The sequence below is a fragment of the Flavobacterium kochi genome, from assembly GCF_048286715.1.
GTDB lineage: Bacteria > Bacteroidota > Bacteroidia > Flavobacteriales > Flavobacteriaceae > Flavobacterium.
On sequence record NZ_JBLVPW010000029.1, the window covers coordinates 1 to 26,656 of the forward strand.

Annotated in this window: 13 protein-coding genes; 11 read left to right on the forward strand and 2 right to left on the reverse strand. The window is 40.6% G+C overall.

The window, feature by feature from the left end; translation table 11 throughout:
- From ACNQGH_RS18860 to nagB, 7 genes are all read left to right on the forward strand, one after another.
- On the forward strand, positions 1 to 2,686 hold a 2,686-nt coding region (locus tag ACNQGH_RS18860; protein ID WP_417957573.1), incomplete at its 5' end, for a tail fiber domain-containing protein.
- A 152-nt stretch (positions 2,687 to 2,838) separates the two neighbouring features.
- On the forward strand, positions 2,839 to 11,853 hold the full coding sequence (locus tag ACNQGH_RS18865) for a beta strand repeat-containing protein (protein WP_417957574.1): 9,015 nt from the start codon (positions 2,839 to 2,841) through the stop codon (positions 11,851 to 11,853).
- A complete protein-coding gene (locus tag ACNQGH_RS18870; RefSeq protein WP_417957575.1) occupies positions 11,787 to 12,548 on the forward strand; it encodes a fibrobacter succinogenes major paralogous domain-containing protein in 762 nt (253 codons plus the stop codon). Before ACNQGH_RS18865 ends, ACNQGH_RS18870 begins: the two co-directional genes overlap by 67 nt.
- Positions 12,549 to 12,589: 41 nt before the next feature.
- Positions 12,590 to 14,062 (forward strand): TlpA family protein disulfide reductase, encoded by a 1,473-nt coding sequence (locus ACNQGH_RS18875; RefSeq protein ID WP_417957576.1) that lies wholly within the window; start codon positions 12,590 to 12,592, stop codon positions 14,060 to 14,062.
- Positions 14,063 to 14,202: 140 nt separating this feature from the next.
- Positions 14,203 to 14,961, forward strand: coding sequence for a gliding motility-associated C-terminal domain-containing protein (locus ACNQGH_RS18880; RefSeq protein ID WP_417957577.1), 759 nt, complete (start codon positions 14,203 to 14,205; stop codon positions 14,959 to 14,961).
- A gap of 19 nt (positions 14,962 to 14,980) precedes the next feature.
- The gene (locus tag ACNQGH_RS18885; protein ID WP_417957578.1) at positions 14,981 to 15,889 is read left to right on the forward strand and encodes a PorP/SprF family type IX secretion system membrane protein; all 909 of its coding nucleotides are present in this window, start codon (positions 14,981 to 14,983) and stop codon (positions 15,887 to 15,889) included.
- 369 nt (positions 15,890 to 16,258) lie between these two features.
- The gene (gene nagB / locus ACNQGH_RS18890; protein ID WP_417957596.1) at positions 16,259 to 18,172 is read left to right on the forward strand and encodes a glucosamine-6-phosphate deaminase; all 1,914 of its coding nucleotides are present in this window, start codon (positions 16,259 to 16,261) and stop codon (positions 18,170 to 18,172) included.
- 251 nt (positions 18,173 to 18,423) lie between these two features.
- Here nagB and ACNQGH_RS18895 read toward each other — a convergent pair whose 3' ends face one another.
- Both ACNQGH_RS18895 and ACNQGH_RS18900 read right to left on the reverse strand, forming a co-directional pair.
- The gene (locus ACNQGH_RS18895) at positions 18,424 to 19,137 is read right to left on the reverse strand and encodes a LytR/AlgR family response regulator transcription factor (RefSeq protein WP_417957579.1); all 714 of its coding nucleotides are present in this window, start codon (positions 19,135 to 19,137) and stop codon (positions 18,424 to 18,426) included.
- Positions 19,138 to 19,203: 66 nt separating this feature from the next.
- On the reverse strand, positions 19,204 to 20,004 hold the full coding sequence (locus tag ACNQGH_RS18900; protein ID WP_417957580.1) for a sensor histidine kinase: 801 nt from the start codon (positions 20,002 to 20,004) through the stop codon (positions 19,204 to 19,206).
- Between the two features lie 384 nt (positions 20,005 to 20,388).
- On the opposite strand from ACNQGH_RS18900, the gene ACNQGH_RS18905 reads away from it, so the two are divergent.
- The 4 genes from ACNQGH_RS18905 (at position 20,389) to ACNQGH_RS18920 (ending at position 26,656) form a co-directional block, all read left to right on the forward strand.
- Positions 20,389 to 22,632 (forward strand): GH92 family glycosyl hydrolase, encoded by a 2,244-nt coding sequence (locus ACNQGH_RS18905; RefSeq protein WP_417957581.1) that lies wholly within the window; start codon positions 20,389 to 20,391, stop codon positions 22,630 to 22,632.
- A gap of 33 nt (positions 22,633 to 22,665) precedes the next feature.
- Positions 22,666 to 24,543 (forward strand): sodium:solute symporter family protein, encoded by a 1,878-nt coding sequence (locus tag ACNQGH_RS18910; protein ID WP_417957582.1) that lies wholly within the window; start codon positions 22,666 to 22,668, stop codon positions 24,541 to 24,543.
- A 72-nt stretch (positions 24,544 to 24,615) separates the two neighbouring features.
- Entirely contained in the window at positions 24,616 to 25,581 is a 966-nt protein-coding gene (locus ACNQGH_RS18915) for a glycoside hydrolase family 130 protein (protein WP_417957583.1), read from the forward strand.
- A 7-nt stretch (positions 25,582 to 25,588) separates the two neighbouring features.
- On the forward strand, positions 25,589 to 26,656 hold the full coding sequence (locus ACNQGH_RS18920) for a carbohydrate-binding family 9-like protein (RefSeq protein WP_417957584.1): 1,068 nt from the start codon (positions 25,589 to 25,591) through the stop codon (positions 26,654 to 26,656).

Here is a 26,656-nt window from a genome sequence, read left to right on the forward strand (position 1 = left end):
GGTTGGAAATTCATCAAATAAGGCCGCTTCGGTGCCAAAGAGTGCCATTCTGTTGAGTGATTTAGGTGCCGCGACAGCTAACATTGATTTAGGAACCAAAAAAATCGTAAACCTTGCCGATCCAACAGCAGCGCAGGAAGCGGCAACAAAATATTATGTGGATACCAGAACGGCAACGCCGGCTAATATGGACCTGACACAGGATTATGTGCTGGTTGGAAATTCATCAAATAAGGCCGCTTCGGTGCCAAAGAGTGCCATTCTGTTGAGTGATTTAGGTGCCGCGACAGCTAACATTGATTTAGGAACCAAAAAAATCGTAAACCTTGCTGATCCCACAACAGCACAGGAAGCGGCAACAAAATATTATGTGGATACCAGAACGGCAACGCCGGCTAACATGGACTTGACGCAGGATTATGTGCTGGTTGGAAATTCATCAAATAAGGCCGCTGCGGTGCCAAAGAGTGCCATTCTATTGAGTGATTTAGGTACCGCTACAGCGGATATTGATTTAGGTACCAAAAAAATCGTAAACCTTGCCGAGCCAACAATGGCTAAGGATGCTGCGACAAAAAACTATGTGGATTCACATTCTTCAAGCATGTTGTCTGCTGCATCAGCTCCAGGTAGTGCGGTTGCCGGCGATATGTATTACAATACGGGAGATAGTCACTTATATGTCTATAATGGAACTGGTTGGGTACCAATGGATAATAAATTAGCTAGCGGAGAATTATACACGGGTGACGCTTCTGGTGTTGCCGTTTCAACGGCCAAAAACACCATCGCGCTAAGTGGTTTTGCGGCAGCATTAGTAAATATTGATTTAGGAAGCCAAAAAATTGTAAACCTTGCCGAGCCTACAATGGCTGCGGATGCTGCAACAAAAAACTATGTAGATGCCAGAACGGCAACACCGGGTAATTTGGACTTGACACAGGATTATGTACTGGTTGGAAATTCATCAAATAAGGCCGCTTCGGTGCCAAAGAGTGTCATTCTGTTGAGTGATTTAGGAGCCGCGGCAGCAGATATTGATTTAGGAACCAAAAAAATATTAAACCTTTCTGAGCCAACAATCTCCACAGATGCGGCAACAAAATATTATGTAGATACCAGAACGGCAACGCCCGCTAATATGGACTTGACGCAGGATTATGTGCTGGTTGGAAATTCATCAAATAAGGCCGCTGCGGTGCCAAAGAGTGCCATTCTATTGAGTGATTTAGGAGCCCCGACAGCAGACATTGATTTAGGGACCAAAAAAATCGTAAACCTTGCCGAGCCAACAATGGCTAAGGATGCTGCGACAAAAAACTATGTGGATTCACATTCTTCAAGCATGTTGTCTGCTGCATCAGCTCCAGGTAGTGCGGTTGCCGGCGATATGTATTACAATACGGGAGATAGTCACTTATATGTCTATAATGGAACTGGTTGGTTACCAATGGATAATAAATTAGCTAGCGGAGAATTATACACGGGTGACGCTTCTGGTGTTGCCGTTTCAACGGCCAAAAACACCATCGCGCTAAGTGGTTTTGCGGCAGCATTAGTAAATATTGATTTAGGAAGCCAAAAAATTGTAAACCTTGCCGAGCCTACAATGGCTGCGGATGCTGCAACAAAAAACTATGTAGATGCCAGAACGGCAACACCGGGTAATTTGGACTTGACACAGGATTATGTGCTGGTTGGAAATTCATCAAATAAGGCCGCTGCGGTGCCAAAGAGTGCCATTCTATTGAGTGATTTAGGAGCCCCGACAGCAGATATTGATTTAGGGACCAAAAAAATCGTAAACCTTGCCGAGCCAACAATGGCTAAGGATGCTGCGACAAAAAACTATGTGGATTCACATTCTTCAAGCATGTTGTCTGCTGCATCAGCTCCAGGTAGTGCGGTTGCCGGCGATATGTATTACAATACGGGAGATAGTCACTTATATGTCTATAATGGAACTGGTTGGTTACCAATGGATAATAAATTAGCTAGCGGAGAATTATACACGGGTGACGCTTCTGGTGTTGCCGTTTCAACAGCCAAAAGCACTATTGTGTTAAGTGGTTTTGCGGCGGCGGCGACGAATATTGATTTAGGAAGCCAAAAAATTGTAAACCTTGCCGAGCCTACAATGGCTGCGGATGCTGCAACAAAAAACTATGTGGATACCAAGGTTAGCAGTATAGCTTCCGGTGCCGATAATCTGGGGAATCACACAGCAACACAGAATATTAAGCTTTCGGTTAATTCCATAAATAATGACGGTCAGAACGGTAAAGGATTAAGTTTTGCTACACGGGGTGATGCAAGTTTCGGGCAGGATGTAACCGTGAATGGGAATTTCTACACCCCTTCAGACAGCAGATTAAAAACCCATATCGAAACTCTGGATAACGTATTACAAAAAATAGAACAGATCAGAGGGATACGTTTTGAATATAGGGATCAGCATAAATATGCTACAGGATCAAAAGTGGGTGTTATTGCGCAGGAGCTGCAAAGGGTTTATCCTGAAATGGTAACACAAGGCAAGGATGGTTTTTTAAAAGTGGATTATACCCAACTTACAGGTATTGTTATCCAGGCGATAAAAGAGCAGCAGAAAGAAATTGATGCCTTAAAAGCCCAGATGGATCATCAGCAGCAACAAATCGAAAGGATCTTAAAAAAAATGAATTAATATAAATTAGGGTTCCAAAAATTGACGGGAGGTTTTTATTCTGGGTTTCGAATAGAGTTTATCGAATATCAGCATAATAGCAACGCAATTGACTGAAAGAATATCAAAAGAGTGAGACACACACGTTTCCGAACAAAAAGACACACGTTATTTTGAAGACATTATTTGCTATTTTTAAGATTGTTTTTTTCTTATTGTTTTTCGGAACTAGTACAGTTGCGGCACAAGATTATTTTCAGGTCATTGGCGGTATTCCATATCTTCCGGCAGTTGACCCTTCATCTGTTAGTACCCCTGTATCCGGAATGCTTATATACAGCACTACGGAGAATCAACCGTTTATATACAATGGATCTTCTTGGGAAACGCTATGCAGCAGTAACATCGATACAGCACCGGTTAATGATTATCTGGAAATAAAAACCGGGATTCCATTTTTACCTTCTTTGAGTGCTGTACCTGCAGGAATAATTAGATCTGGTGCAGTTTACTTGTCGAAAACGGGAAAAGCCATGATGCTTCATGATAAGGACAATTGGGGATCGGTAGCTGCGATAGCCGGTAAGGGTAATTTTGTCGAGTATAGTGATTTTTCTACTGACAGCGGGTTGAAAGTTTCCAAACTGCCTGTTTTAAAAAGTGATCCGATACCATTAAGAATGGGGGGTATTTACATTAATACGGTTTCAAAAGCCATCCGGTATTACAACGGGGCACTATGGGTAGACATAACTTGCTTGCCCGTAATCTCGCTTATTCCGCCAACTTCCATTTCCAGTATTTCCGCTCTTAGTGGTGTTAATATCATCAATAACGGCGGATCAAGAGTAACCCTTCAGGGAATCTGCTGGAGTACAAATGTTAATCCGGATATTTCACTAGCCACTAAAACCAGTAACCCGGTATTTGGTACCGATACAGGACTTTTTCCGAGCACCATTGCCAGTTTAAAGGCAGATACGGTTTATCATGTGCGTGCCTATGCGGTTAACAGCTCTGGGATTGTGTACAGTGATGATGTAACATTCAGGACAGCTATGGCCGATTTGGCTTCTCTCATTACTATACCGATTGATGCTAGTTTATCTCTGATTAGTGCCAATAGCGGGGGGATAATCAATAGCGATGGAGGAGGAGCAATCTACCTCCGGGGAATTACCTGGAGCATCATAGGGGATCCTATAAGCCACCCAGCAACCAAAAGTTTAGATGGTTCAGGGGTTGGTCCCTTTCCGAGTCAGATCACTAGTCTGGTTAGAAATACAAATTACTATGTTCGCGCCTATGCAGACAATGAAGCAGGCAGGGCTTATGGTAATCTATTAGAACTTGTAACGGCTCCCGCCACCACGCCGGTACTCAGTTTACCAAATATCAAAATTAAAGATATTACAGATACCTCGGCGGTAAGTGAAGTTACCATCATAGATAATGGGGGTGAGGTGGTAACCGAACGGGGAATGTGCTGGAGTACAGACCGGGTAAATATTATTTATGGTCCTTCGACAACCGTTGGTCCCATCGATATCGGCGTATTTGTTTGCAATATAACTGGTTTAGTAACGGGAACAACTTATTTTGTTCGGGGTTACGCCAAGAACAGTATAGGTATAAGCTATACTAGTGAGTCAAGTTTTATTACTACCTCTTTACCTACATTAACCACCATTATACCTTACAATTACGATGTTGCCACTTATAGAGATGGTTTTTTCCCAAGCATGGACGGTACCCGGGCTGCTAGTGGCGGGGATATCACCAGTACTGGGATTTCATTAATTACCAAACGTGGAATCTGCTGGAGTACGAGCCCTAATCCTACAGTTGCTTTAGTCACTAAAATAGAAGAGAATATAAGCGGAAAGGGTACCGGACTTTTTTACAAAAGCTTCGCTGGATTAACTCCGGCTACTACCTATTATGTGAGGGCTTATGCGATCAATAGTAATGGGATAGCCTATGGTAATGGGGTGAGTTTTAAAACACCACAACAGCCGGTATTGACAACTACAAGTGCTTCGTTGATTACCAATACCACTGCCAGCAGTGGCGGGAATATTGCAACTGATGGCGGTTTGTCGGTAACGGAACGAGGACTGTGCTGGAGTCTAACCGGTACTCCCTCGATTAGTGGGGCACATGTTGGTAATGGAACAGGGGATGGTAATTTTATCATTAATCTAAAAGATTTAAAAGGAGGAACTACCTATTATATTAGGGCTTATGCCATTAATACTGTAGGAGTAAGTTATGGTAGTATACTTAATTTTACAACTGCTTCGCCTGAAAAGGCCACAATCACCACAACTGAGGTTCTTGACACCTCCGATGCTACAGCCATCGCCGGCGGGAATATTACAGGAGATGGTGGTGCAGATATTAGTTCCCGTGGTATAATCTGGAGTTTTACACCTGATTTTGTCCCTGATTTACTTTCGCCGAACAAAATAGAAAATAGTGATGGTAGCGCTACGTTTAACTGCACCATTGTGGGTCTTGTATCGAAGAGGACGTACTATGTTGTAGCTTATGCCGTAAATAGTGCGGGTGTAGCGTATGGAAATATAATACATTTCAAAACATATACGTTACCTTCTTTAACCACAAAAGCCGTAGCGATCAGCAGTATAAGTGCTACTGCCGCCGTAAGTGGTGGTGATATTTATAGTGACGGGGGAGATACAGTAACCAGCAGCGGAATAGTCTGGAGTACATCGATCAATCCAACCGCTGCATTAGCCACGAAAACAACAGGGGGAATTGGTATCGGGGAATTTATTAACGATATCAATGGATTAATGGGAAGCACTACTTATTATGTTCGTGCCTATGCTATTAATAGAGCAGGTACGGCGTATGGTAATGAAATAAATTTCACTACAAAAGCCCCAACCCTTCCGGATATAGAAACAGTGGATCCCACTAAAATTACAGGGAACACAGCCCTGGGTGGCGGACGTGTAATTAGTGATGGCGGAGGAGTTATTACTGAATTCGGGATTGTTTGGAGTACCGTGTCAGGATTCACCCCAAGTACGACCACAAGCCAAAAAACAGTACAAACAATCCTACCAGCCTCGGGCAGTTTCACGAGCGATATAAATGATTTAGTTCCCGGGACTACCTATTATATATGTGCCTATGCGTCTAATCTTGCCGGTACAAGATTTGGTCCTGTTGTAGTTTTTAAAACTGCCTTGCTGGCTGTACTAACAACCATAGCACCTGGTAGTCCTTCGATTACCAGTACTTCTGCGACCAGTGGAGGCAAAATCATCGCAAATGGCGGATCCTTTATTAGCAGAAAAGGAATCTGCTGGAGTATCACAAACAATCCAACTATTGCAGATAGTATCAGTGAAGGGGGTTCCGGCTCTAGTGATTTCATGGCAGACCTTAAAGATCTGATGGGCTCAACAACGTATTATGTACGTTCTTTTGCTGTCAATGCTGCTGGTATCGCTTATGGTAACCAAATAAGTTTTATAACCCGGCCGCCAGTTCTTGTTACCATTGTGACCACAGCTGCAAGTGAAATTACAGGAGAAACGGCTACCAGTGGAGGGGATATTACCAGTAATGGAGGTGCAATTGTAAGTAGCAGGGGGATAGTTTGGAGCATCGATCCACTTTTCGATCCCGATGCTGTTGTAATAAATAGAACAGGGGAGACGGGTTATGAGAAAGGAATTTTCGTCAGTTACATGAAAACGTTAACAAAAGGAACCACCTACTATGTACGTGCTTATGCGGTAAGTGTTGCGGGTACCTCTTATGGAAATACGGTTAGCTTCACCACTCCCACGATGGCTACCATTACCACTAATTTACCGGGTTTCCTGACTGCTACTACTGCTGTCACGGGTGGTACTATAACAAATTCCGGAGGTTCAGCTGTGCTCAAAAGAGGCGTATTCTGGACTATTGTGAAGGATTTTGTTCCCGATGCTTTATCAGCCGACCAAACCAATGATGGTACGGGTATAGGGAAGTTCGATAGTGTACTCAAGGATCTCACAGCCAATACAACCTATTATGTAAGGGCTTACGCGATTACGATTACGGGTATTTCATACGGTGGACAGGTCAGTTTTACGACATCTCTACCTACCAAAGCCAGGTTAACTACGGTTTCGACAACTGAAATTACCAGCACAACTGTGAAAAGTGGCGGAGAAATTACAGACGAAGGAGGGGCGACCACTAATATTCGCGGGGTAGTTTGGAGCACCCTGCCTAATTTTGATCCTGTTGCAGAAACAGTGAACAGAACGGTACAGATTGGAGCTGGGAAAGGGGTTTTTAGCAGTGCGATTACCGGACTGATTCGGGGTGCCACGTATTATGTACGTGCCTATGCTTCCAATGAGGCAGGGACGACTTATGGGAATGGGCGTAGTTTTACTACTTCCGTAACCGATCCCATTCCAGTAATGGCAACTATTATAACTAATACGGCTGATTTAGTGACTAGTTCCAAGGCTGTTTTGGGCGGTACGATAATGGATTCCGGTGGATCAACTGTGCTTAATAAAGGGGTTTTCTGGAGTACAGTTAAGGGTTTTATTCCTGATATTGCATCAACAGACAAAACCGAAGACGGTACCGGCACCAGTAATTTTTACAGCTATCTCAAAAAACTCACATCTAATACCACGTATTATGTAAAGGCTTATGCAGTTACAACTGCCGGTATTTCTTACGGGGGACAGGTTAGTTTCAAGACATCTCCAACCACTTTAGCAACATTGACTACAATTCCGGCAATCGACATTACAGGCTCAACGGCTAATAGTGGAGGTGATATTACTGATGAAGGCGGGGAAACAACGCATATCCGTGGAGTACTATGGAGTACGCTACCTGATTTTGATCCTGCTACAGTACTGGCAAATAAGACCAGGGAGAGTGGAGCAGGAACAGGGACTTTTGCCAGCACACTGATCAACTTGAATCCGGGTATTACCTACTATGTGTGTGCCTATGCGGTAAATACCGCTGGAATCTCTTATGGGGATAAAATTAGTTTTACTACTCCCTCCCTGGCCATCATTACCACTAATTCACCGGGTATAGTGACCAATACCACAGCAGTTATCGGAGGAACAATTAGCAGTTCCGGTGGTTCAGCTATACTTAAAAGAGGAATATTCTGGAGTACTGCCGGTGGGTTTATTCCTGATATTTTATCGCCAGATCAGACCGATGAAGGAACGGGTATCGGTAGTTTTGATAGTATGCTCAAAGACCTCACACCAGATACAAGGTATTATGTAAAGGCTTACGCAATTACTGCCGCAGGTATTTCTTATGGGCAACTGGTTAGTTTTTTTACGTATCCACCTACCCGAGCTGTATTAACCACTGTTGTTCCAACCAATATTACTGACACAACAGCGGATAGTGGTGGAAATATCGCTGATGAAGGAGGTGTAGCTGTTGATAGCCGTGGGGTACTATGGAGCACTGTACCTGATTTTGATCCCGTTACGGTAACAGTGAATAAAACCGTACAGATTGGGGGAGGGACTGGTGTTTTTACCAGCGCAATTACCGGACTGAATAGAGGTACCACTTATTATGTACGCAGCTATGCTACAAATATAAAAGGGACGGCTTATGGGGACGAGCTTAGCTTTACCACGCAGAGTACCCCCACTTTATTCACATATAGTATTACTGAAAACACTGGAACCGCTGCAGTAAGTGGAGGTCTAGTCCTTTCCGATGGTGGAGCACCGGTGATTAAACAAGGCGTGTGCTGGAGCACCGGCCATAATCCAACTGTAGGATTCGCAACTAGAACAGTAGATTCGGGAGCAGAGTTCTTTACCAGCAATCTCAGCGATTTAGTACCTGGTACCATGTATTATGTGCGGGCCTATGCCACCAACAAAATAGGTACTTCTTATGGAAATGAGGTTTTCTTTGTCACCAATCCGATTCGAGCCAGTTTAACTACGGTCGATCCTGAGGTCACCTCCAGTACCACCGCCAATAGCGGGGGACTTATCAGTTCTACCGGAGGTGCCCCGATTACTGCCCGTGGTATTGTTTGGAGCAGTGACGAAAATTTCGATCCAGATACTATTATTGTGAACAGAACAACAGACGGATCAGGTGTAGGCGGCTTCATAAGTGAGCTTAAGGATTTAGTGAAGAGCATCACGTATTATGTACGTGCCTATGCAACCAATAGTGCAGGAACCGCTTATGGCAATCAACTCACAGTTGTCATATTTGCGACTTCACCGATTCTGGACACCAATAAAGCGAGTTCGATTACAGCTACAACAGCCATTGGCGGCGGGCTGATAACAAGCGATGGTGGAGCGGTGGTAACCCAACGCGGAATATGCTGGAGTACCAAACAGAATCCGACCATTACACTAATCACTAAAACCAGTGATGCTGATTTAGGAGACGGAAGTTTTACCAGCCTGATGACGGGCTTATTGCCTAATACACTGTATTATGTGAGGGCTTATGCCAAAAATGGAATTGGGGTCGCTTATGGCTTTGAAGAATCATTTATCACGCTTGCCGCACCCACTTTAACAGCTACTACCTCGGCAACAGGCATCAGGGCCACTATGGCTACGAGTGGAGGGTGGATTACCGATGATGGGCGTACCCCAATACTCAGCCGTGGAATTGTATGGGATACTTACAGTAATCCTACTGTTGCACTGAGCACTAAAACAGTTGATAAGGGGACTCTGGGCACCGGTATTTTTAGCTCGGATCTTACCGGTTTACTGCCAAATACGACGTACTATGTACGAGCCTATGCGACCAATATCGTTGGTATTACGTATGGTAGCGAGATGGTATTTAAAACAGGCGCGGTAACGCTCCCGGTCTTATCGGCAACTACCGTTACCGATATTGCCGAATATTCGGCAAATGGGCACGCAGACGTACTTGATGATGGGGGAATGCCGATAACGACACGAGGATTTGTATGGAGTACCAGCACCCTGCCAACCATAGGCTTGTCAACCAAAATTGTAAATGGTACCACAGCAACGGGTCCGTTTAACGACTTTTTCTCCGGTTTAATTTCCGGTACTTTTTACTATTTACGGGCTTATGCCACCAATATTATGGGTACTGCTTATGGTGATGAAGTGGTCTTTAAAACATTAGCATTAACTCCTAGCTTGAGCAATGTGACCCTCTCTACTATCCAATTGACAAGTGCAATAGGAACCGCCAGCCTCGACTCTGATGGTGGAGCAGCAATCACCGATCTTGGTCTAATCTGGAATACAACAGCTACGATTCCCGTTGCAACACCGAGTAACAGCCTTTCTGTCGGAGCTGTGGGCACGGCAATTTCAGCTACCCTTACGGGTCTCTTGCCTGGTACTGTGTATTATATTTGGGCATTTGGGACCAATGAAGTGGGAACGGGGTATAGTGTATCTCCTAAGACTTTTACCACGCTGGATCTGGCCACCCTTACGACCACGAATCCTAATACAATTACGAGCACTTCAGCCATTGGCGGCGGTACGATCACTAATAGCGGAGGAGTAGGAGTGTCCGTATTGGATAGGGGCGTTTGCTGGGATACAGCACCAAATCCAACGGTTGGTCTGCCTACCAAAACGAGCGACGGCCTCGGCAGCGGTACATTTGGCAGTACGCTTTCAGGCTTAACAAAAGGAACCCTATATTATGTGCGGGCATATGCCATAACCGCTATGGGTACCAGTTATGGTAACCAGCAGAGTTTTTCCACTGTTGATACCCCAAGTGTAACCACTACTGCTGTTGCAGCTTCCGTTACGGCTGGCACGGCCAGTTGCTCAGGCAGTGTTGCTAGCGACGGAGGCGCATCAGTAACTTCTCGTGGAGTTTGCTGGAGTACGACGCATATTCCAACCATTCTGGGATCCAAAATAAGTAATGGTATAGGTACCGGTTCATTCACTGTTTCGCTTAGCTCTTTGACAGCGGCTACCACCTATTATTTCAGAGCCTATGCGACCAATGCTGCGGGCACTGCTTATGGTAGTGAATCAAGCTTTACCACATTGGCGGTAGCTCCTACCCTGGGCAATGTGTCCATCTCTTCTATTCTAATGAACACTGCAGTAGGAAACGCTACCCTTACCGCTGACGGAGGGGCAACAATGACTGATCTGGGTCTGATCTGGAATACTACTTCTGCATATCCGGTCAGAACAGGAAGTAACAGTTTTTCTGTCGCAGCCAGCGGAACGTCAATTTCAGGAACCCTTACTGGCCTCTTGTCCGGAACGGCGTATTATGTTTGGGCGTTTGGCACCAACGCAATAGGAACGACTCATAGTGCAGCCTATACCACCTTTACCACTAACAAACTGCCAGTAGTTAGTACTACTGCGGTAGTTAGTGCCATTACCGATGTTTCTGCCACTAGTGGAGGTACGATCACTAATACCGGAGGAGCGGGAGTGTCTATACTGGCTAGTGGAATTTGCTGGAGTACTGTAACGGATCCGACTATTGGCCTGCCTACTAAAACGAGCGATGGTCCCCTCGTTACCGGTACTTTTGCCAGTAACCTGTCAGGCTTAACAAAGGGAACGCTGTATTATGTGCGGGCGTATGCCACAAACAGTATGGGTACCAGTTATGGAGCCAACGTGACTTTTAGCACTCCAGCTACTGCGAGTGTGACTACTGCGACCAGCGTGACTCCCATTACGAGTGCCGCGGCAACATGCGTAGGGAGTAATGTTACCAGTATAGGTGGTTCGGCAGTAACTTCCCGTGGAGTTTGCTATGGTACAACGACTGGTCCAACGATACTGGGAACTAAAACGACCAATAGTTCCGGACTAGGTGTATACAATAGTGCGATCAGCGCATTAGCATCGGGGACCACGTATTATTACAGGGCCTACGCTACCAATAGTTCGGGCACGGCTTATGGTGATGAATTAACTTTTACCACATTGGCGGTACTTCCGATCGTGGGTAATGTGACAATTTCAAACCAAACCACTGTTTCGGTAGACGGTTCAGCAACGATAACCGCGGCTGGGGGACCTTATCTGCCCACGGTTTGGTGTGGGGTACGGTGGGTTCGCCAACCCTGGCATCTAACGTGCTGGACAGTGGGGCGGGTGCCGGAGCTATCGCAACTACGATTAGCGGTGCGCCAGAGGGTATAATGATTTATGTACGGGCGTATGCGACCAATAGTGCGGGTACGGCATACAGTGCACAAACCAGATTTAAGTTATGTGCTCCTCTTACGGTTACCCACATAGCAGGGGCAGGGACTAACAAGGCCCCGGTAACTAAAACGGTAACCTATAAAACAGTGGCTGTCAATTATACAGGTAATCCAATGTGCTGGATGACGCAAAACCTTGGAGCCGACCGCGAGGCCGACTCGGCTACTGATGCGTCGGAGGCTGCGGCAGGTTGGTATTGGCAGTTTTCTGGCACGACGGGTTATATGCATGACGGGACTTCCCGCACCCCCGCTACAGGATGGGTAACTGTTGCTGGCAGTGGTACCGGTAGCTATAGCTTTGATCCATGCGGTTATATGTTGGGCTCCCCATGGCTGGTTGCTAGCAATTCTGAATTTATTGCTGCAGATGGGCCTCCCCAAAACTGGACCACAAATGCGGAGGCGTTTGCCTCTGTGCTGAAGCTGCACAATGGAGGAATCCTGTCAACCGCTACCGGTGCGCTGAGCCAGCGTGGTGCGAGTGCCGGAGCATCAGGAAATTACTGGGTCAGCGGTATTAATAGCACCACCACCACTGCCTCGTTTTATTATACGGGTAGTGTCAGTAGCACTATGGGTAATAACGCTAATAAAAATTCGGGGCTTTCTGTCCGTTGTGTGAAATAATACTAATCATCGATTAAATGGCAAAATTGAATAAAATACTAATGAATATAGAGCGGACAGATTCATCATTTATAAATGCATTCAGGCTTTCTTGCCTGGTAATTATATACTTGCTGGCACTACCTATGGAAGGACAGGTACAGAACATCAGTTTAAAAATACATTTGTCGGGCGTCTCCAAAAGTGACATTGCGCTATTGTCCTTAGCAGGATCTTCGATGAAAACCATTGCTGAAAATCCAGGAATAAATAATGGAGAAACAGCCGTGTTGAAAATCTCTGAAGCGGTACTCCCGGCAGAGTTTGTGCTGCGTTTTGACTATCAGGAAAAGCAAGGCAGCAATCCTTATATTGCTGAAAAACACATTTTTGTAGGCAAACAGGATTTGGAACTTTGGGCACGACCCAAAGCCCTGAATGAGCCCGACAGTACCTATTTTCAAAAGGGTGAAAAGGAAAATACCTTGTTTGCCCGTTTTTCGGTAGCCAATGGAAAGCAAAGAGAGCCATTGGGTTTGTTGCAGAATTTTCTAATGAACTACGACCAACAGGAATCAAAATTCTTTTTATTGACTGCGGAAGAATACGAGCAGCGGCGTCTGGTTTATAACAAATGGATCGCCACAGAAGCCGATCAGCACCAAGCTGCCTTTGTAAGCAGTGGGTTTGTGTTCCAACACATTCCTCCCATGGTATGGAAAGGTACGGAGCGCGATAGGACGAACATTGCCATTGATCGTTATTTTGACGGGATGGATTTTAAAAACCCACTGCTCATCAAAACCACCGATATCAAAGAGTGGATGAATAAATATGTAAACCTTTATGGAACGATGTGTACCACAGTGGCGCTTCGCGATTCATTATTCACACTGGCGGGAAAGCGGGCGATAGCCAAAGCCCGGTTGGGGCACCCTTTGGTATATGGCTGGATGGTAGACTATTTCTACAATGGGTTTGAGAGTTTTAACATAACCACAGGTATAAAAATGCTGGAGCCTTACCTGAGTGATCCGCTTTGTCTGACTAGCAAGAGAAGGGCCATAGAAGAAAGACTGAAAGGAATGGAAACGTTGGTTGTGGGGTCGATTGCGCCTGATTTTCCCTGGAAGCTGGACTCGGGTGAGACGATCGGATTCCATGACTATAAAACGGAAGCGAAATATAAACTGGTACTGTTTTGGTCAGCCGACTGTCCGCATTGCAAGGAGATGATAGAAAAATTTTATCCCTGGTACCTGGAGGCGGCTAACAGGGAGTTGATGGATGTTTTTGCGATTAGTCTGGACGAAACGCAGACTGAAATCCCGGTATGGGAAAAAGAGAAGACTATGCTTGCTGCCTTTAAGCATAAAAGGGCAGAAGGGGGAGTCAGGAGTCCGGAAGCCAGCGCATATTTTGTGCTTGCTACACCGACAATGATTCTTGTAGATACTAAAACCAATAAAATTGTGGACCTGCCCGAGACAGAGGCGCAGTTGCATCGTTTTTTATCGAGGAATGGTGCAGATTGATTGGTGCTGTTCGTTGAAATTAAGATTAAGAAGCAGTTGTTTTGTCAATTGCTGAAATACCCATACCGCAGCAATTTTTTAACTGTTTTTGGATGAAGCTGATACCTTATTTAGAAAGTATAAAAATGCCAATAGGAAAAATGAAAAAAATAATAACGTCGATTTTTATGGGAATCTCCCTGTTGCTATGCCCCTCCCTAAGGGCACAGCTAGCCATTGAGTCGGAAGGTGTTTTTATCAAAAAAGAAACCCTCTTTTATACGGAAGGGATGACCCTGGTTCCTTCCAATGATTTGAAAATAAATAATCTGGGTATTACCCTGCACACTGCGGCAGTCATTTGGCCTAAGTTCAGCAGTATCCAGCGCATGTATCGGTTTAGCAGACCGATGACCTTTACGGGTGAAGTGGGTTTTAATTATAAGGAGATAGAGCTGAATGGCAATGAGGAAAAGAATTTAGTCTTGGCCTATACAAAAGCGACCAGCAATAACTACAAGGATTTTAACCTTATGGAAGGAACTATTGTCAATCCCAGCAAGGCGTACATAAGCAAGCTGTTTGGGACTGCGGTTAATTTTTCCGATGTAACCGCTGTAACCATGGAGTCTTCCCTTATATCCTCTTATACGGAACTGGAAGCCAATAATTTAATAACGCCTAATGGGGATGGAATAAATGACTTCTGGATTGTAAAAAACATGCAGCTGTACCCCAATAATGAGCTGAATATCTTAGATCGGGATGGGCGTGTGGTTTTTACGATGAATGGTTACGATAATTCATGGAACGGAATGTCTAATGGTAACCCGCTGCCGGAGGGTACCTATTATTATATGTTATCCATTGATTCCGGTAAAGCTAAAAAGACCGGATTTGTATCTATAGTGAAAGAATAAAAAGAATAAAAAAGAATTGATGATGCTAAAAATTATAATTGAAAAGCCCGTGATTACAATCCTGATCGCAATTAGTGCACTAATAGGCTTGCAAAAGGTTTCCGCGCAAAGCAGCAGACCATTGGGTGCCCAGTTCTATGAAAATCAGTACCTGAGCAATCCGGCTTTCGCCGGTCTGGATTACGGTCTTAATTTGAATCTAAACTATCGCAATCAATGGAAGTCTGTAGCCGGTTCTCCCGTTACTACGTCCATAAGTGGAGATTACCGCTTTGAAAGTGTAGGGGTTGGCCTCAATGTTTATAAGGATAAGGCAGGATTACTCGGGAAAACCCAGATCAAGGGTACTTATGCCTATCACTTGCCACTATATGGCGATCACAGGGATTTGCATTTTGGCGTGTCTTTGGGAATTATGCAGCAGAATCTGGATGACCCAAATATAATTGCAGAATCCGGTGATGTACTGGTAGATCAGTTTAATCAGCGCAAAAGCTATGTGGATGGCGATTTTGGGATTGTCTATACCACTGAGAGACTAACCTTACAGGCCGCAATGCCCAATTTAGGAGAATTATTCTTTCATAAGAACGAGCAAAATACGATAAATGGATATGTTTATTTTGCAGCAATGTCGTATAAAATAGGAACCAACTTGGATGTGTTATCCATTGAGCCAAAAATTAGTCTTAGGGGAGCCAAAGGCATTGACAATATTTTAGATATTGGCTCCAATCTGAAGCTAAAAAATGATATGCTTTCTTTTATGGCGATGTACCATAGCGACAAGAGCGCTACTCTGGGTCTGGGGGTAAACTATGACAAGTTCTTTATCCAGTTCTTTTACACCAGCCAACAAACAAATGGAGGTCAGAATTTTGGAGGAGATTTTGAGATTAATTTAAAAATAAACCTTTTGGGTTATTAAAAAGTTAAGGAGCAAAGCAAAAAATCTGGAAGCTAATCGATACCTGTACAGCTGCTTTTTGAGGTACCATCAAGATAGCCTAATTGACAGCAAAGAACAGTATGAAAAATTTGGACGTTGCTTTTATTAAAATCATATCTAATTTCCTAAAAACCGTTTAGTCGAAAAATATTTATTTTGGTCCATCGTCTTTTTTAAACTAAAATACGATATTTCCAAAGAAGCCATTAGTTTGGCTACTTTTTTATCGGACAATAATGGTTACAATTATGTCTTTTGCCGAAGACCACTTGCTGTTAGTCGAATTTTCAGTAGTAGAAATTAATAAATATCTAATTTTATCTTATTAATTAAATGAATAACTGGCAAATGATTAAAGAAGGTATAAGTTTTAAAGAAGCAGGAAAGTTTGAAGAAACACGCTTTGAGAAAATTCACAATGTTATTTTCGATTCATCTCAAGAGGCTTCTGTCTTAGTAGCACAAGAAATAGCAAATTTAATTCAGAGAAAAGAAGAATTAAATGAACCATGCGTTTTGGGATTAGCAACAGGATCTTCTCCAATAAAAGTTTACGAAGAACTGGTTAGGATGCATAAAGAAGAAGGGCTAAGTTTTGCGAATGTGGTGACCTTTAACTTAGATGAATATTATCCTATGGATAAGAATAATATTCAGAGTTATTATCACTTTATGCACGAGCATCTCTTTAATCATATAAATATTTCTCCTGAAAATATTCATATTCCAGATGGAAAAGTAAGTAGTGAAGAATTATACCAATACTGTATCGATTATGAAATGGCAATTAAATCTTTTGGCGGATTAGATTTTCAGCTTTTAGGTATCGGTAGAACAGGACATATAGGGTTTAATGAACCTGGATCTCATATTAATTCTGGTACAAGAAGTATTACCCTTGATCATTTGACACGTATAGATGCGGCATCTTCATTTTTACAGATTGATAATGTGCCTAGGAAAGCAATTACAATGGGTATTGGTACGGTAAGAAATGCCAAAAGAATTGTACTTCTTGGTTGGGGAATCAGTAAAGCGGGAATCATAAAAAAAACAATTGAAGGAGAAATTTCTTCCCGAGTACCTGCGACGTATTTACAAGAACATAGTAACACAACCTTTGTTTTGGACGCTGAAGCTTCGTCGGAGTTGACAAGAGTAAAAACTCCCTGGCTCGTTAGATCATGCGTATGGACAGATGAATTAAAACTTAAGGCTGTTGCATGGTTGAGTGAATTAACCCAAAAACCTTTTCTTAAATTAACAGATAAAGACTATAACGATAACGGTATGTCCAGTCTTTTAACGGAAGAGGGAACTGCATATGATTTAAATATTAAAATGTTTAATAAAATGCAGCAAACCATCACAGGCTGGCCAGGAGGAAAACCTAATGCTGATGATACGTATCGACCGGAGCGTGCAATTCCGGAAAGAAAGAGAATTATTATTTTTAGTCCACACCCTGATGATGATGTTATTTCAATGGGAGGAACTTTTGATCGACTGGTAGAGCAGGGACATGATGTGCATATAGCGTACCAAACCTCAGGAAATATTGCTGTTTCGAATGAAGAAGCTTTAAAGTTTGCTGAAATTTCGGTGGGATTAAATACCAATTCCAGTGAATCTGAAAGTATCATACACTTTTTAAAGAGTAAATTGGATAATGATATTGATTCATTAGCAGTCAGAAAATTAAAAGGATTGATTCGAAGAAGTGAGTCTTTGGCTGCGACCAGATATTTAGGTTTGCCGGATTCAAATGTTAATTTTCTGGATCTGCCTTTCTATGAAACAGGTACTGTGAGGAAAAATAATTTATCTGAAGCCGATATAGATAGTATGTGTGCTATTATTGAAAGGATAAAACCGCATCAAATTTACGCTGCCGGAGATTTAGCGGATCCGCACGGGACCCATAAAGTTTGTTTGGATAGTTTGTTTGAAGCTTTAAAAAGAGTAAAGCATAATAGTTATATGGATGATTGTTGGGTGTGGTTATATCGTGGCGCCTGGCATGAGTGGGAATCGTACCAAATCGAGATGGCAGTTCCGATGAGTCCGGATCAGGTTCTTAAAAAACGCCATGCTATTTTTTATCACCAATCTCAAAAAGACGGAGTTATGTTTCAGGGTGATGATAACAGAGAGTTTTGGGTTCGTGTGGAAGATAGAAATCGATTAACAGCGAAAAAATATCATGATTTAGGATTGGCAGATTACTCAGCTATTGAAGCATTTAAACGATATCATTTTTAGTCTGTTGTTTATAAAATAATAAAATTATTACTATAGTTTGTTTTGGTTAGTTACCTGGTTTGTTGAAAAAGGCTGTCTAAAGACAGTCTTTTTTTTGGTGTGTCGGGCAGGGTCATTTTCTGGCAGCGTGGGAGCGTTATGCACGCCGCGTTGATCGGGAAGTGTTAGTGAGGTATCCATCCCACCAATTCGTCAATCAGAATTTAATGGAAGGACTAACTGGTACGATAGATCCATTAAAACAAAAATTTTTAAATAGAAGAATTTAAAATTTTTTGTTTTACATCATCAATATAAGATCTTCCCATTACGTATCTAAGACCCTCAATTTCTATACTATTTCCTTCAACAGCATCAATTTTATCAATGGCTATGGTATACGATCTGTGTATTCTTATAAAATCTCTTTCAGGTAATAAGCTGGTAAAATCGGATAGTGTACTGTGGATGATGTATTTCCCTGTTAAAGTGTTTATTTTTAAGTAATCTTTTAAGCTTTCAATAACCAAAATTTCATTTAAAAAAATCTTCTTCATTCTCTTTTTATCTATTTTAACAAAAATGAATGGGTTTTCTTTACTAGTATCCTGAGGAGCTTTAGTAGTATTGTTAAGTCTTTTGTGAATCTTGTTTACCGCTTTCATCAGCCTGGGAAACTCAATAGGTTTTACTAAGAAATCTAAAACATCTAATTCGTACGTTTCTATAGCAAATTGATCATAGGCACTGGTAATAATTAGCAAAGGCGGGTTTTCTAAACTTTTTATAAAATTGATACCATCCAAAACAGGCATATTAATGTCCAGAAAAATGACGTCAATTCTATTGTTCTTTAAAAAATTCAGACCTTCAATTGAATTACTAAAGGTGTTTATTAATTCTATATCTTCAATTTGCTCCAGGTAATTTTTAATAACATTAATTGCCAACGGCTCATCATCTATAATCAAGCACTTTATTTTCATTTCTGTATTATTAGTTGTATGTCGAAATAATTGAGCGGGGATAATTTTAAAAAAAGAGAAGCTGTATTAACATACTTTAATTACAAGCTTCACGACAAAAATATTCTTTTTATTTTTAAAAGAAAGCGTATAGTCATTTTTATTATAACCTAATGCAATTCTTTTTTTTACGTTTTCAATACCGATACCACTAGCTATTTTTAGATTGTCTTTGTGTTTTGTAATCGCAGGCATTGGGTTTGAAATTGTGAAATGAAGAAAATCTTCTTTAATGTTAAATTTTATATCAATTTTTACTTTTCCTATGTTTTTATTTACGCCATGTTTGAATGCATTTTCAACAAAGGTCAGCAATAAAATAGGAGCGATGGTTTTATCGTGAATATCACCGGAAATAGCTATGTTTACCTCCAACCGCTCATCATTTCTGATTCGCTCTAAATCCAAGTAGTTTTGAATACATAGTATTTCGTTTTCCAGGGTTTGTCTCTTGCTTTTGGTTTCGTAAAGCATATAGCGCATCAACTCAGAAAGTTTTAAAATTATTTTTGGCGTTTTATTAGATTTTTCTACCGATAAAGAATAAATGTTATTCAGCGTATTGAAAAAAAAGTGTGGAGAAATTTGAGATTTTAAGAAAAGCAACTCTGTTTCTAATTGAGATTTCTCAAGATCAGTCACTCTTTTTTGTTCTTTTAAAAAGTCCAACGTAATCTTAATTGCCGTAACAAACGTAATGACATAAAGTTCGCCAATCATCATATCAATAGTATAGTTAAGCGATAATTTATCTATATTTTCAGGTCCCTCAGGCCAGACATTATGATTTATTAGAAGGTAAGTGAGGTTGTATTTAATAATAACCATGACAAATATAGCAGAGAAAACAGAAAGTATATAGAGCATATATTTTTTGCGGTATACCAGGTAAGGCATCAGAACTAATATATTCAGATAACATAGTGTCATGTGAATTGGAAAGCCTAATAAATTTGATTTGAATGAATACAGATAGTTATTGAAATAGCTGCCCCAGCGTAAGGTGTTCAATAAAAAGTACGCTAACCAAAAAAGGATGTGATAGTGCAATGGTATTCTACAAAGTTTGCTGGAGTTGAAAATCATAATGGATAAAGTATGTTTTGTTGTTGTTTTTTTGATGTTTAACTCTGTTTATATGTTGTCCGTCTAAATTAATTTTAATCGCGGTTAAATTTATATAAATTTAATTTTAAATTTAGATTGTTTCATATGAAGAACATTATTTTCCTTTTTTTGTTTGTGATTTTAATTACTGGTTGTAAAATAAAGATAGACAAAAATCACGGCCAGGAAGCTATTTTTATTGAACATGTAAATCCTTTTATAGGCACTGGCGGTCATGGTCATACGTATCCTGGAGCAACCGTTCCTTTTGGGATGCTGCAGCTAAGTCCGGATAATGGTGTGTCAAGCTGGGATTGGTGTTCCGGTTATCATTATTCAGACTCTATTGTGGCTGGTTTCAGTCATTTGCATCTAAGCGGAACGGGTATTGGTGATTTGTCCGACCTATTATTTATGCCTGTAAATAAAAAAGTTGATTTAACTGCAAAAGCAACTTCTCGTGATTTACTTCCTTATACGTCATCCTATAGTCATGCTAATGAAAAAGCAAAACCAGGGTATTATCAGGTTTATCTTGAAACTCCCAGAATTAATGTAGAGTTAACCTCGTCGCAACGCACTGCATTCCATAAATATACATTTGCTAAAAATGACAGACAATCTGTAGTTATTGATCTTGGTTTTGCTATTAATTGGGATAAAGCTTTAAAAACAGCCATCACAATTGAAGACAGGTATACCATTAGTGGTTCTCGTTTTAGTACCGGATGGGCAAAAAATCAAAAAGTATTTTTTGTCGCAAAATTTTCTAAACCTATTTCAGAACAGCTGTTGACTGCTGACGGAAAAGTAGTGGAAGGTAGTACAGCGGAAGGGGAACACAGTGCAGCACAATTGTTTTTTAATTCTAATAACAGCAATGAGTTACTGGTTAAAGTGGCTTTGTCTTCTGTTAGTGTGGCCAACGCAAAAGATAATTTAGATACTGGAAAATTTAATTTTGAAGGTGTAAAATCGGAAGCTGCAACTACCTGGAATACTACCCTAAACAAAATTGAGGTAGAAACACCGGTAGATTCACTTAAAACAATTTTTTATACTGCTATGTATCATGCTCAAATCGCGCCTGTAACCTATAGTGATAAAAATGGACAATTTAGAAAAGAGAACGATAGCATTGTTAGGGCAACTAATTATACAGCGTATTCAACTTTATCACTTTGGGATACTTTTAGAGCCGAGAACCCTTTATTGACCTTACTGGCTCCAGACAGGGTTTCGGATATTGTGAATACTATGTTAGCCTATTTCGATACTAAAAAAATATTACCGGTCTGGACACTTTACGCCAACGAGACAAATACCATGACAGGTTATCACTCGATTCCTGTAATTGTAGATGCTTACCAAAAAGGCATTAAAGGTTTTGATGCCGAAAAAGCATATAGTGCTATGAAAACAACCATGATGCAGGACGAACGTGGACTGAATTTGTACAAAAAATACGGGTATATCCCCTATGACTTATTAGACGAATCGGTTACCATTACTTTAGAATATGCTTACGATGATTGGTGCGTGGCACAGATGGCTAAAGCTTTAGGGAAAGAGGATGATTATACGTTTTTTCTAAATCGTTCTAAAGCGTATCACTATTTATTTGATCCTGCAACAGGATTTATGAGAGGGAAATCACAAGATAAAAAATCGTGGAATGTACCTTTTGATGCCAAACATTCCAATCACAGGGAACATACCGATTATACCGAAGGCAATGCATGGCAACACAGCTGGTTTGTACCACAAAATGTTGAAGGTTTTATTTCGTTACACGGAAGCAATAGCATTTTTACGAATCGTTTAGAGCAGCTGTTTACCGAAAGTTCAGAAATTACAGGAACTAATGTTTCCTCCGATATTTCAGGATTGGTAGGGCAATATGCTCATGGTAACGAGCCAAGTCATCATATTGCTTATCTGTTTAATCATGCCGCTAAACCATGGAGAACACAGTATTGGGTACGTCATATTTTAAATACACAATACAATACAACACCCAATGGATTAAGCGGTAACGAAGATTGCGGACAAATGTCTGCCTGGTATATATTTAGTTCAATGGGCTTGTATCCTATGAATCCTGCTTCGGGAGAGTACGAAATCGGAAGTCCTATTTTCGAAAAAGCAACGATCCATCTTCAAGATAAAAAATCTTTTGTAATTGAAGCAGAAAACGTTTCAGACAAAAATTTTTATATCCAATCGGCAACTCTTAACGGTATTGCATTTAATAAAACAGCAATCTCACATCAACAAATCATGCAGGGCGGCATTTTACATTTTGTTATGGGACCTGAACCAAATAAAAACTGGGGTTTAACCAACTAACCAATTAACTAATACATAATAATAAATAAAATAATGAATAGTATTGATGTCTCAATAGTTGTGTTTTACGTACTGCTAACCATAAGCGTTGGTATCTGGAGTTCCAGAAAAGCTTCAAAAGGTTTAGATGAATATTTTCTGGGAGGAAAATCCATTAAGTGGTATTTCTTAGGTTTAAGTAACGGCTCAGGGATGTTTGATGTTTCCGGAACGGCATGGATGGTGGGGATCTTATTTTTATATGGCGTTAAAAGTTTCATGTTTATGTGGCTATGGCCCATTTGGAACCAAATTTTTGTTATGATGTTTTTAGCGGTCTGGATCAGGAAATCAAAAGTAATGACCGGTTCCGAATGGATTTTAACACGTTTTGGAAACGATAGGTCAGGAAAAGCATCACATATTATTGTCGCTATTTTTGCTATTATTTCTACTATAGGTTTTATAGCTTATTTTTTTGAAGGCATTGGTAAATTCATCACCATCATTTTACCCTGGGACCTAACGCTTCAATTTGGAAATACAATACTGTTGGATTCTGAGCAATCCTACTCTTTACTGGTTATCTTTTTAACCACAATTTATACCATTAAAGGAGGAATGTTTTCTGTAGTGGCCACAGAAGTATTGCAATACCTGATTATGATTTTCGCAAGTGTACTGGTTGCAGGTTATACTTTTGTGAATTATACGGATATTCAAATAACTTCAGTAATTACGGAAGAATGGAAGAATGTGTTTTTTGGATGGGAACTGGGTCCGCAATGGAGCGATAAATATCAGGCTTTTAATAATTTAATAGATTCTGAAGGCTATAAAATGTTTGGTGCCTTAATAGGAATGACTTTATTTAAAGGTTTTTTTGCAAGTATAGCGGGTCCCACACCAAGTTACGATTTACAACGAATTCTTTCCACTAAATCGGTAAAAGAGGCTGCTTACATGAGTGGTTTTACTAATTTAATTTTATTTATTCCCAGGTATTTATTAATAACAGGAATTGTGGTGATAGGCCTGGTCACTTTAGCGCCTCAAATGAATGCTGACCCTAATCTGAGTGGAGCTGATTTCGAAGTATTAATGCCGAACGTTATTAATCTTCATATTCCGGTAGGAATTAAAGGTTTATTGTTGGCAGGTTTGTTAGCGGCATTCATGTCAACTTTTTCAGCATTTGTCAATGCAGGTCCTGCTTATATTGTGAATGACATTTATAAAAAATATTTTAAACCAAACGCTACTAATGCGCACTATATTAAAATAAGTCAGATGGCTTCCTTTTTAGTGGTGGGCTTAGGTGTTTTCATGGGATTCTTCGCAGATTCTATTAATTCCTTAACCTTATGGATAACAAGTGCTTTGTTTGGAGGTTATGTAGCAGCCAACTTTTTAAAATGGGTTTGGTGGCGTTTTAATGGCTGGGGCTATTTTTGGGGAATGTTTTCAGGACTTATAGTGGCCTCTTTACAGTTCGTTCTGGACCAAAATAAAGCGCACTTTACCGAAGGAACAGTACTCTGTGATTTATCAAGAGTACAAGCGATATACCTGTTTCCAATCATTCTTGTTTTTTCCAGTTTGGGGTGTATTTTAGGAACTTTCCTCAGTAAGCCAACCGATATTGAAGTGCTAAAATCGTTTTATACCAATGTACGACCTTGGGGTTGGTGGAAACCGGTTTACAAAGTATTAAAAAGTGAAGACCAGACTTTTGAAAAAAATAATGATTTTACAAGAGACATGCTGAACTGTCTTATTGGAATAGTTTGGCAATCGAGCATGATTGTACTTCCTATATTTTTTATAATTAGAGATTATCCAAAAGCAATAGTTTCATTGGTAGTGTTTTTGGTGACTTCAACCATTTTAAAATTTACGTGGCTGGACAAAGTAAAAAAAATTACAGATTAATACTAAAGGAGCATTTTTTAAACAAGAATAAAGAAAATTAAAATAGAGTTTAACTTTTAATAAAGATAAAAAGTGAGTACAATTCCTTGGCAAGATAGACCAGAAAACAGCAATGAAGTAATTTGGAGATATTCAGACAATCCAATTATAGACCGGTATGCGATACCCTCTTCCAATAGTATTTTTAACAGTGCGGTTGTCTCTTTTGGTGACGGATTTGCAGGTGTTTTTAGATGTGATAACAAAGCCGTACAAATGAATATTTTTGCGGGGTTCAGTAAAAATGGTATCGATTGGGATATCAATCATGACCCTATTGTAATGCAGGCGGGTAACACCGAAATGATAGCATCAGATTATAAATATGATCCACGTGTTGTTTTTATTGAAGACCGTTATTGGATTACGTGGTGTAATGGGTATCATGGGCCAACAATTGGTATTGGTTATACGTTCGATTTTAAAGAATTTTTCCAATGTGAAAATGCTTTTTTACCTTTTAATAGAAATGGTGTATTGTTTCCACAAAAAATAAATGGAAAATATGCGATGTTAAGTCGACCGAGTGATAATGGACATACTCCTTTTGGCGATATTTACATCAGCTACAGTCCAGATATGAAATATTGGGGAGAACACCGTTGCGTCATGAAAGCAACTCCTTTTGAAGACAGTGCCTGGCAGTGTACCAAAATTGGAGCAGGACCCATTCCTATTCTTACTGATGAGGGGTGGCTGATGTTGTATCATGGAGTTATCAATACTTGTAACGGATTCCGCTATGCGATGGGAGCAGCGATTTTAGAAACAGCTGCGCCGGAAAATGTAAAGTATAGAACACAACCTTATTTATTAGGGCCAGCTGAGATTTATGAGCAAGTGGGAGATGTGTCTAATGTGGTATTTCCCTGTGCTGCTTTACACGATACAGCAGCAGATAAATTAGCGGTATATTATGGGGCAGCAGATACTGTGGTTGCGATGGCATTTGGTAAATTAAGTGAAGTAGTTCAGTATACAAAAGATAATAGTTTATAAAAAAAGCATGCGTGAAAAATTAAAATGGGTATCGGTAGCTTTAGGTTTTCTTTCCATTATGGGTTATGCACAATCCAAAAAAGAAATTACACCCAAAACCTATGTGGCGTATAAAACGGCAGATAAAATTGTAATCGATGGAGACGAGTCTGATGCTTCATGGGCTAAAGTGGATTGGTCTGACCCTTTTATTGATATAGAAGGTGTTGAAAAACCAAAGTATGCAACAAAAGTAAAAATGCTTTGGGATAAAACTAACTTTTATATCTTAGCGAAGCTGGATGAGCCACATGTTTGGGCAAACCTGAGGCAACGCGACACCATTATTTTTAACAACAATGATTTTGAAGTTTTTATTGATCCCGACGGGGATACCTTTAATTATACCGAATTGGAAATAAATGCTTTAAATACGGTCTGGGACCTGTTTTTGTCAAAACCATATAGGGAAAATGATAATGTTATTTTAAACGATTGGAACATTACAGGTTTACAATCAGCTGTTAAAATTAATGGAACGCTTAATAATCCAAAGGATACTGATGAAGGTTGGGTGCTGGAAATGGCAATTCCCTGGGCAGCTTATAAAAAGTCCTATTCTGAGAATAATGTGCCGGCAGATAACTTTTGGAGAGTAAATTTTTCGCGGGTAAATTGGCAACATACGGTAAAAAATGACCGTTACCAGCGCAAGAAAAACCCTGAAGGAAAATTTTTGCCAGAGTACAATTGGGTGTGGTCTCCTATGGGTGTTATAAACATGCACGAACCTGAAAAATGGGGTTATGTTTATTTCTCATCCAAAGAAGTAATGGACAGTTTTATAATTCCGCAGGAAGAAAATCTAAAATGGGAGCTGTATACTTTATACAGAGCACAAAAAGAGTATTTTCAAAAACACAAAGAATGGGCCAAATCCTTAAAGAGTTTAGTTAAGCAGCCTATTAGTGTTGATCGCAATACGGTAGTACCTGTTTTAGAAAATCATGCAACAGGATTTAATATTTCGGTAAAAAGTCCTTTTTCAAATAAAACATTAATTATTAGACAAGATGGCAAAATTATATCAAACTAA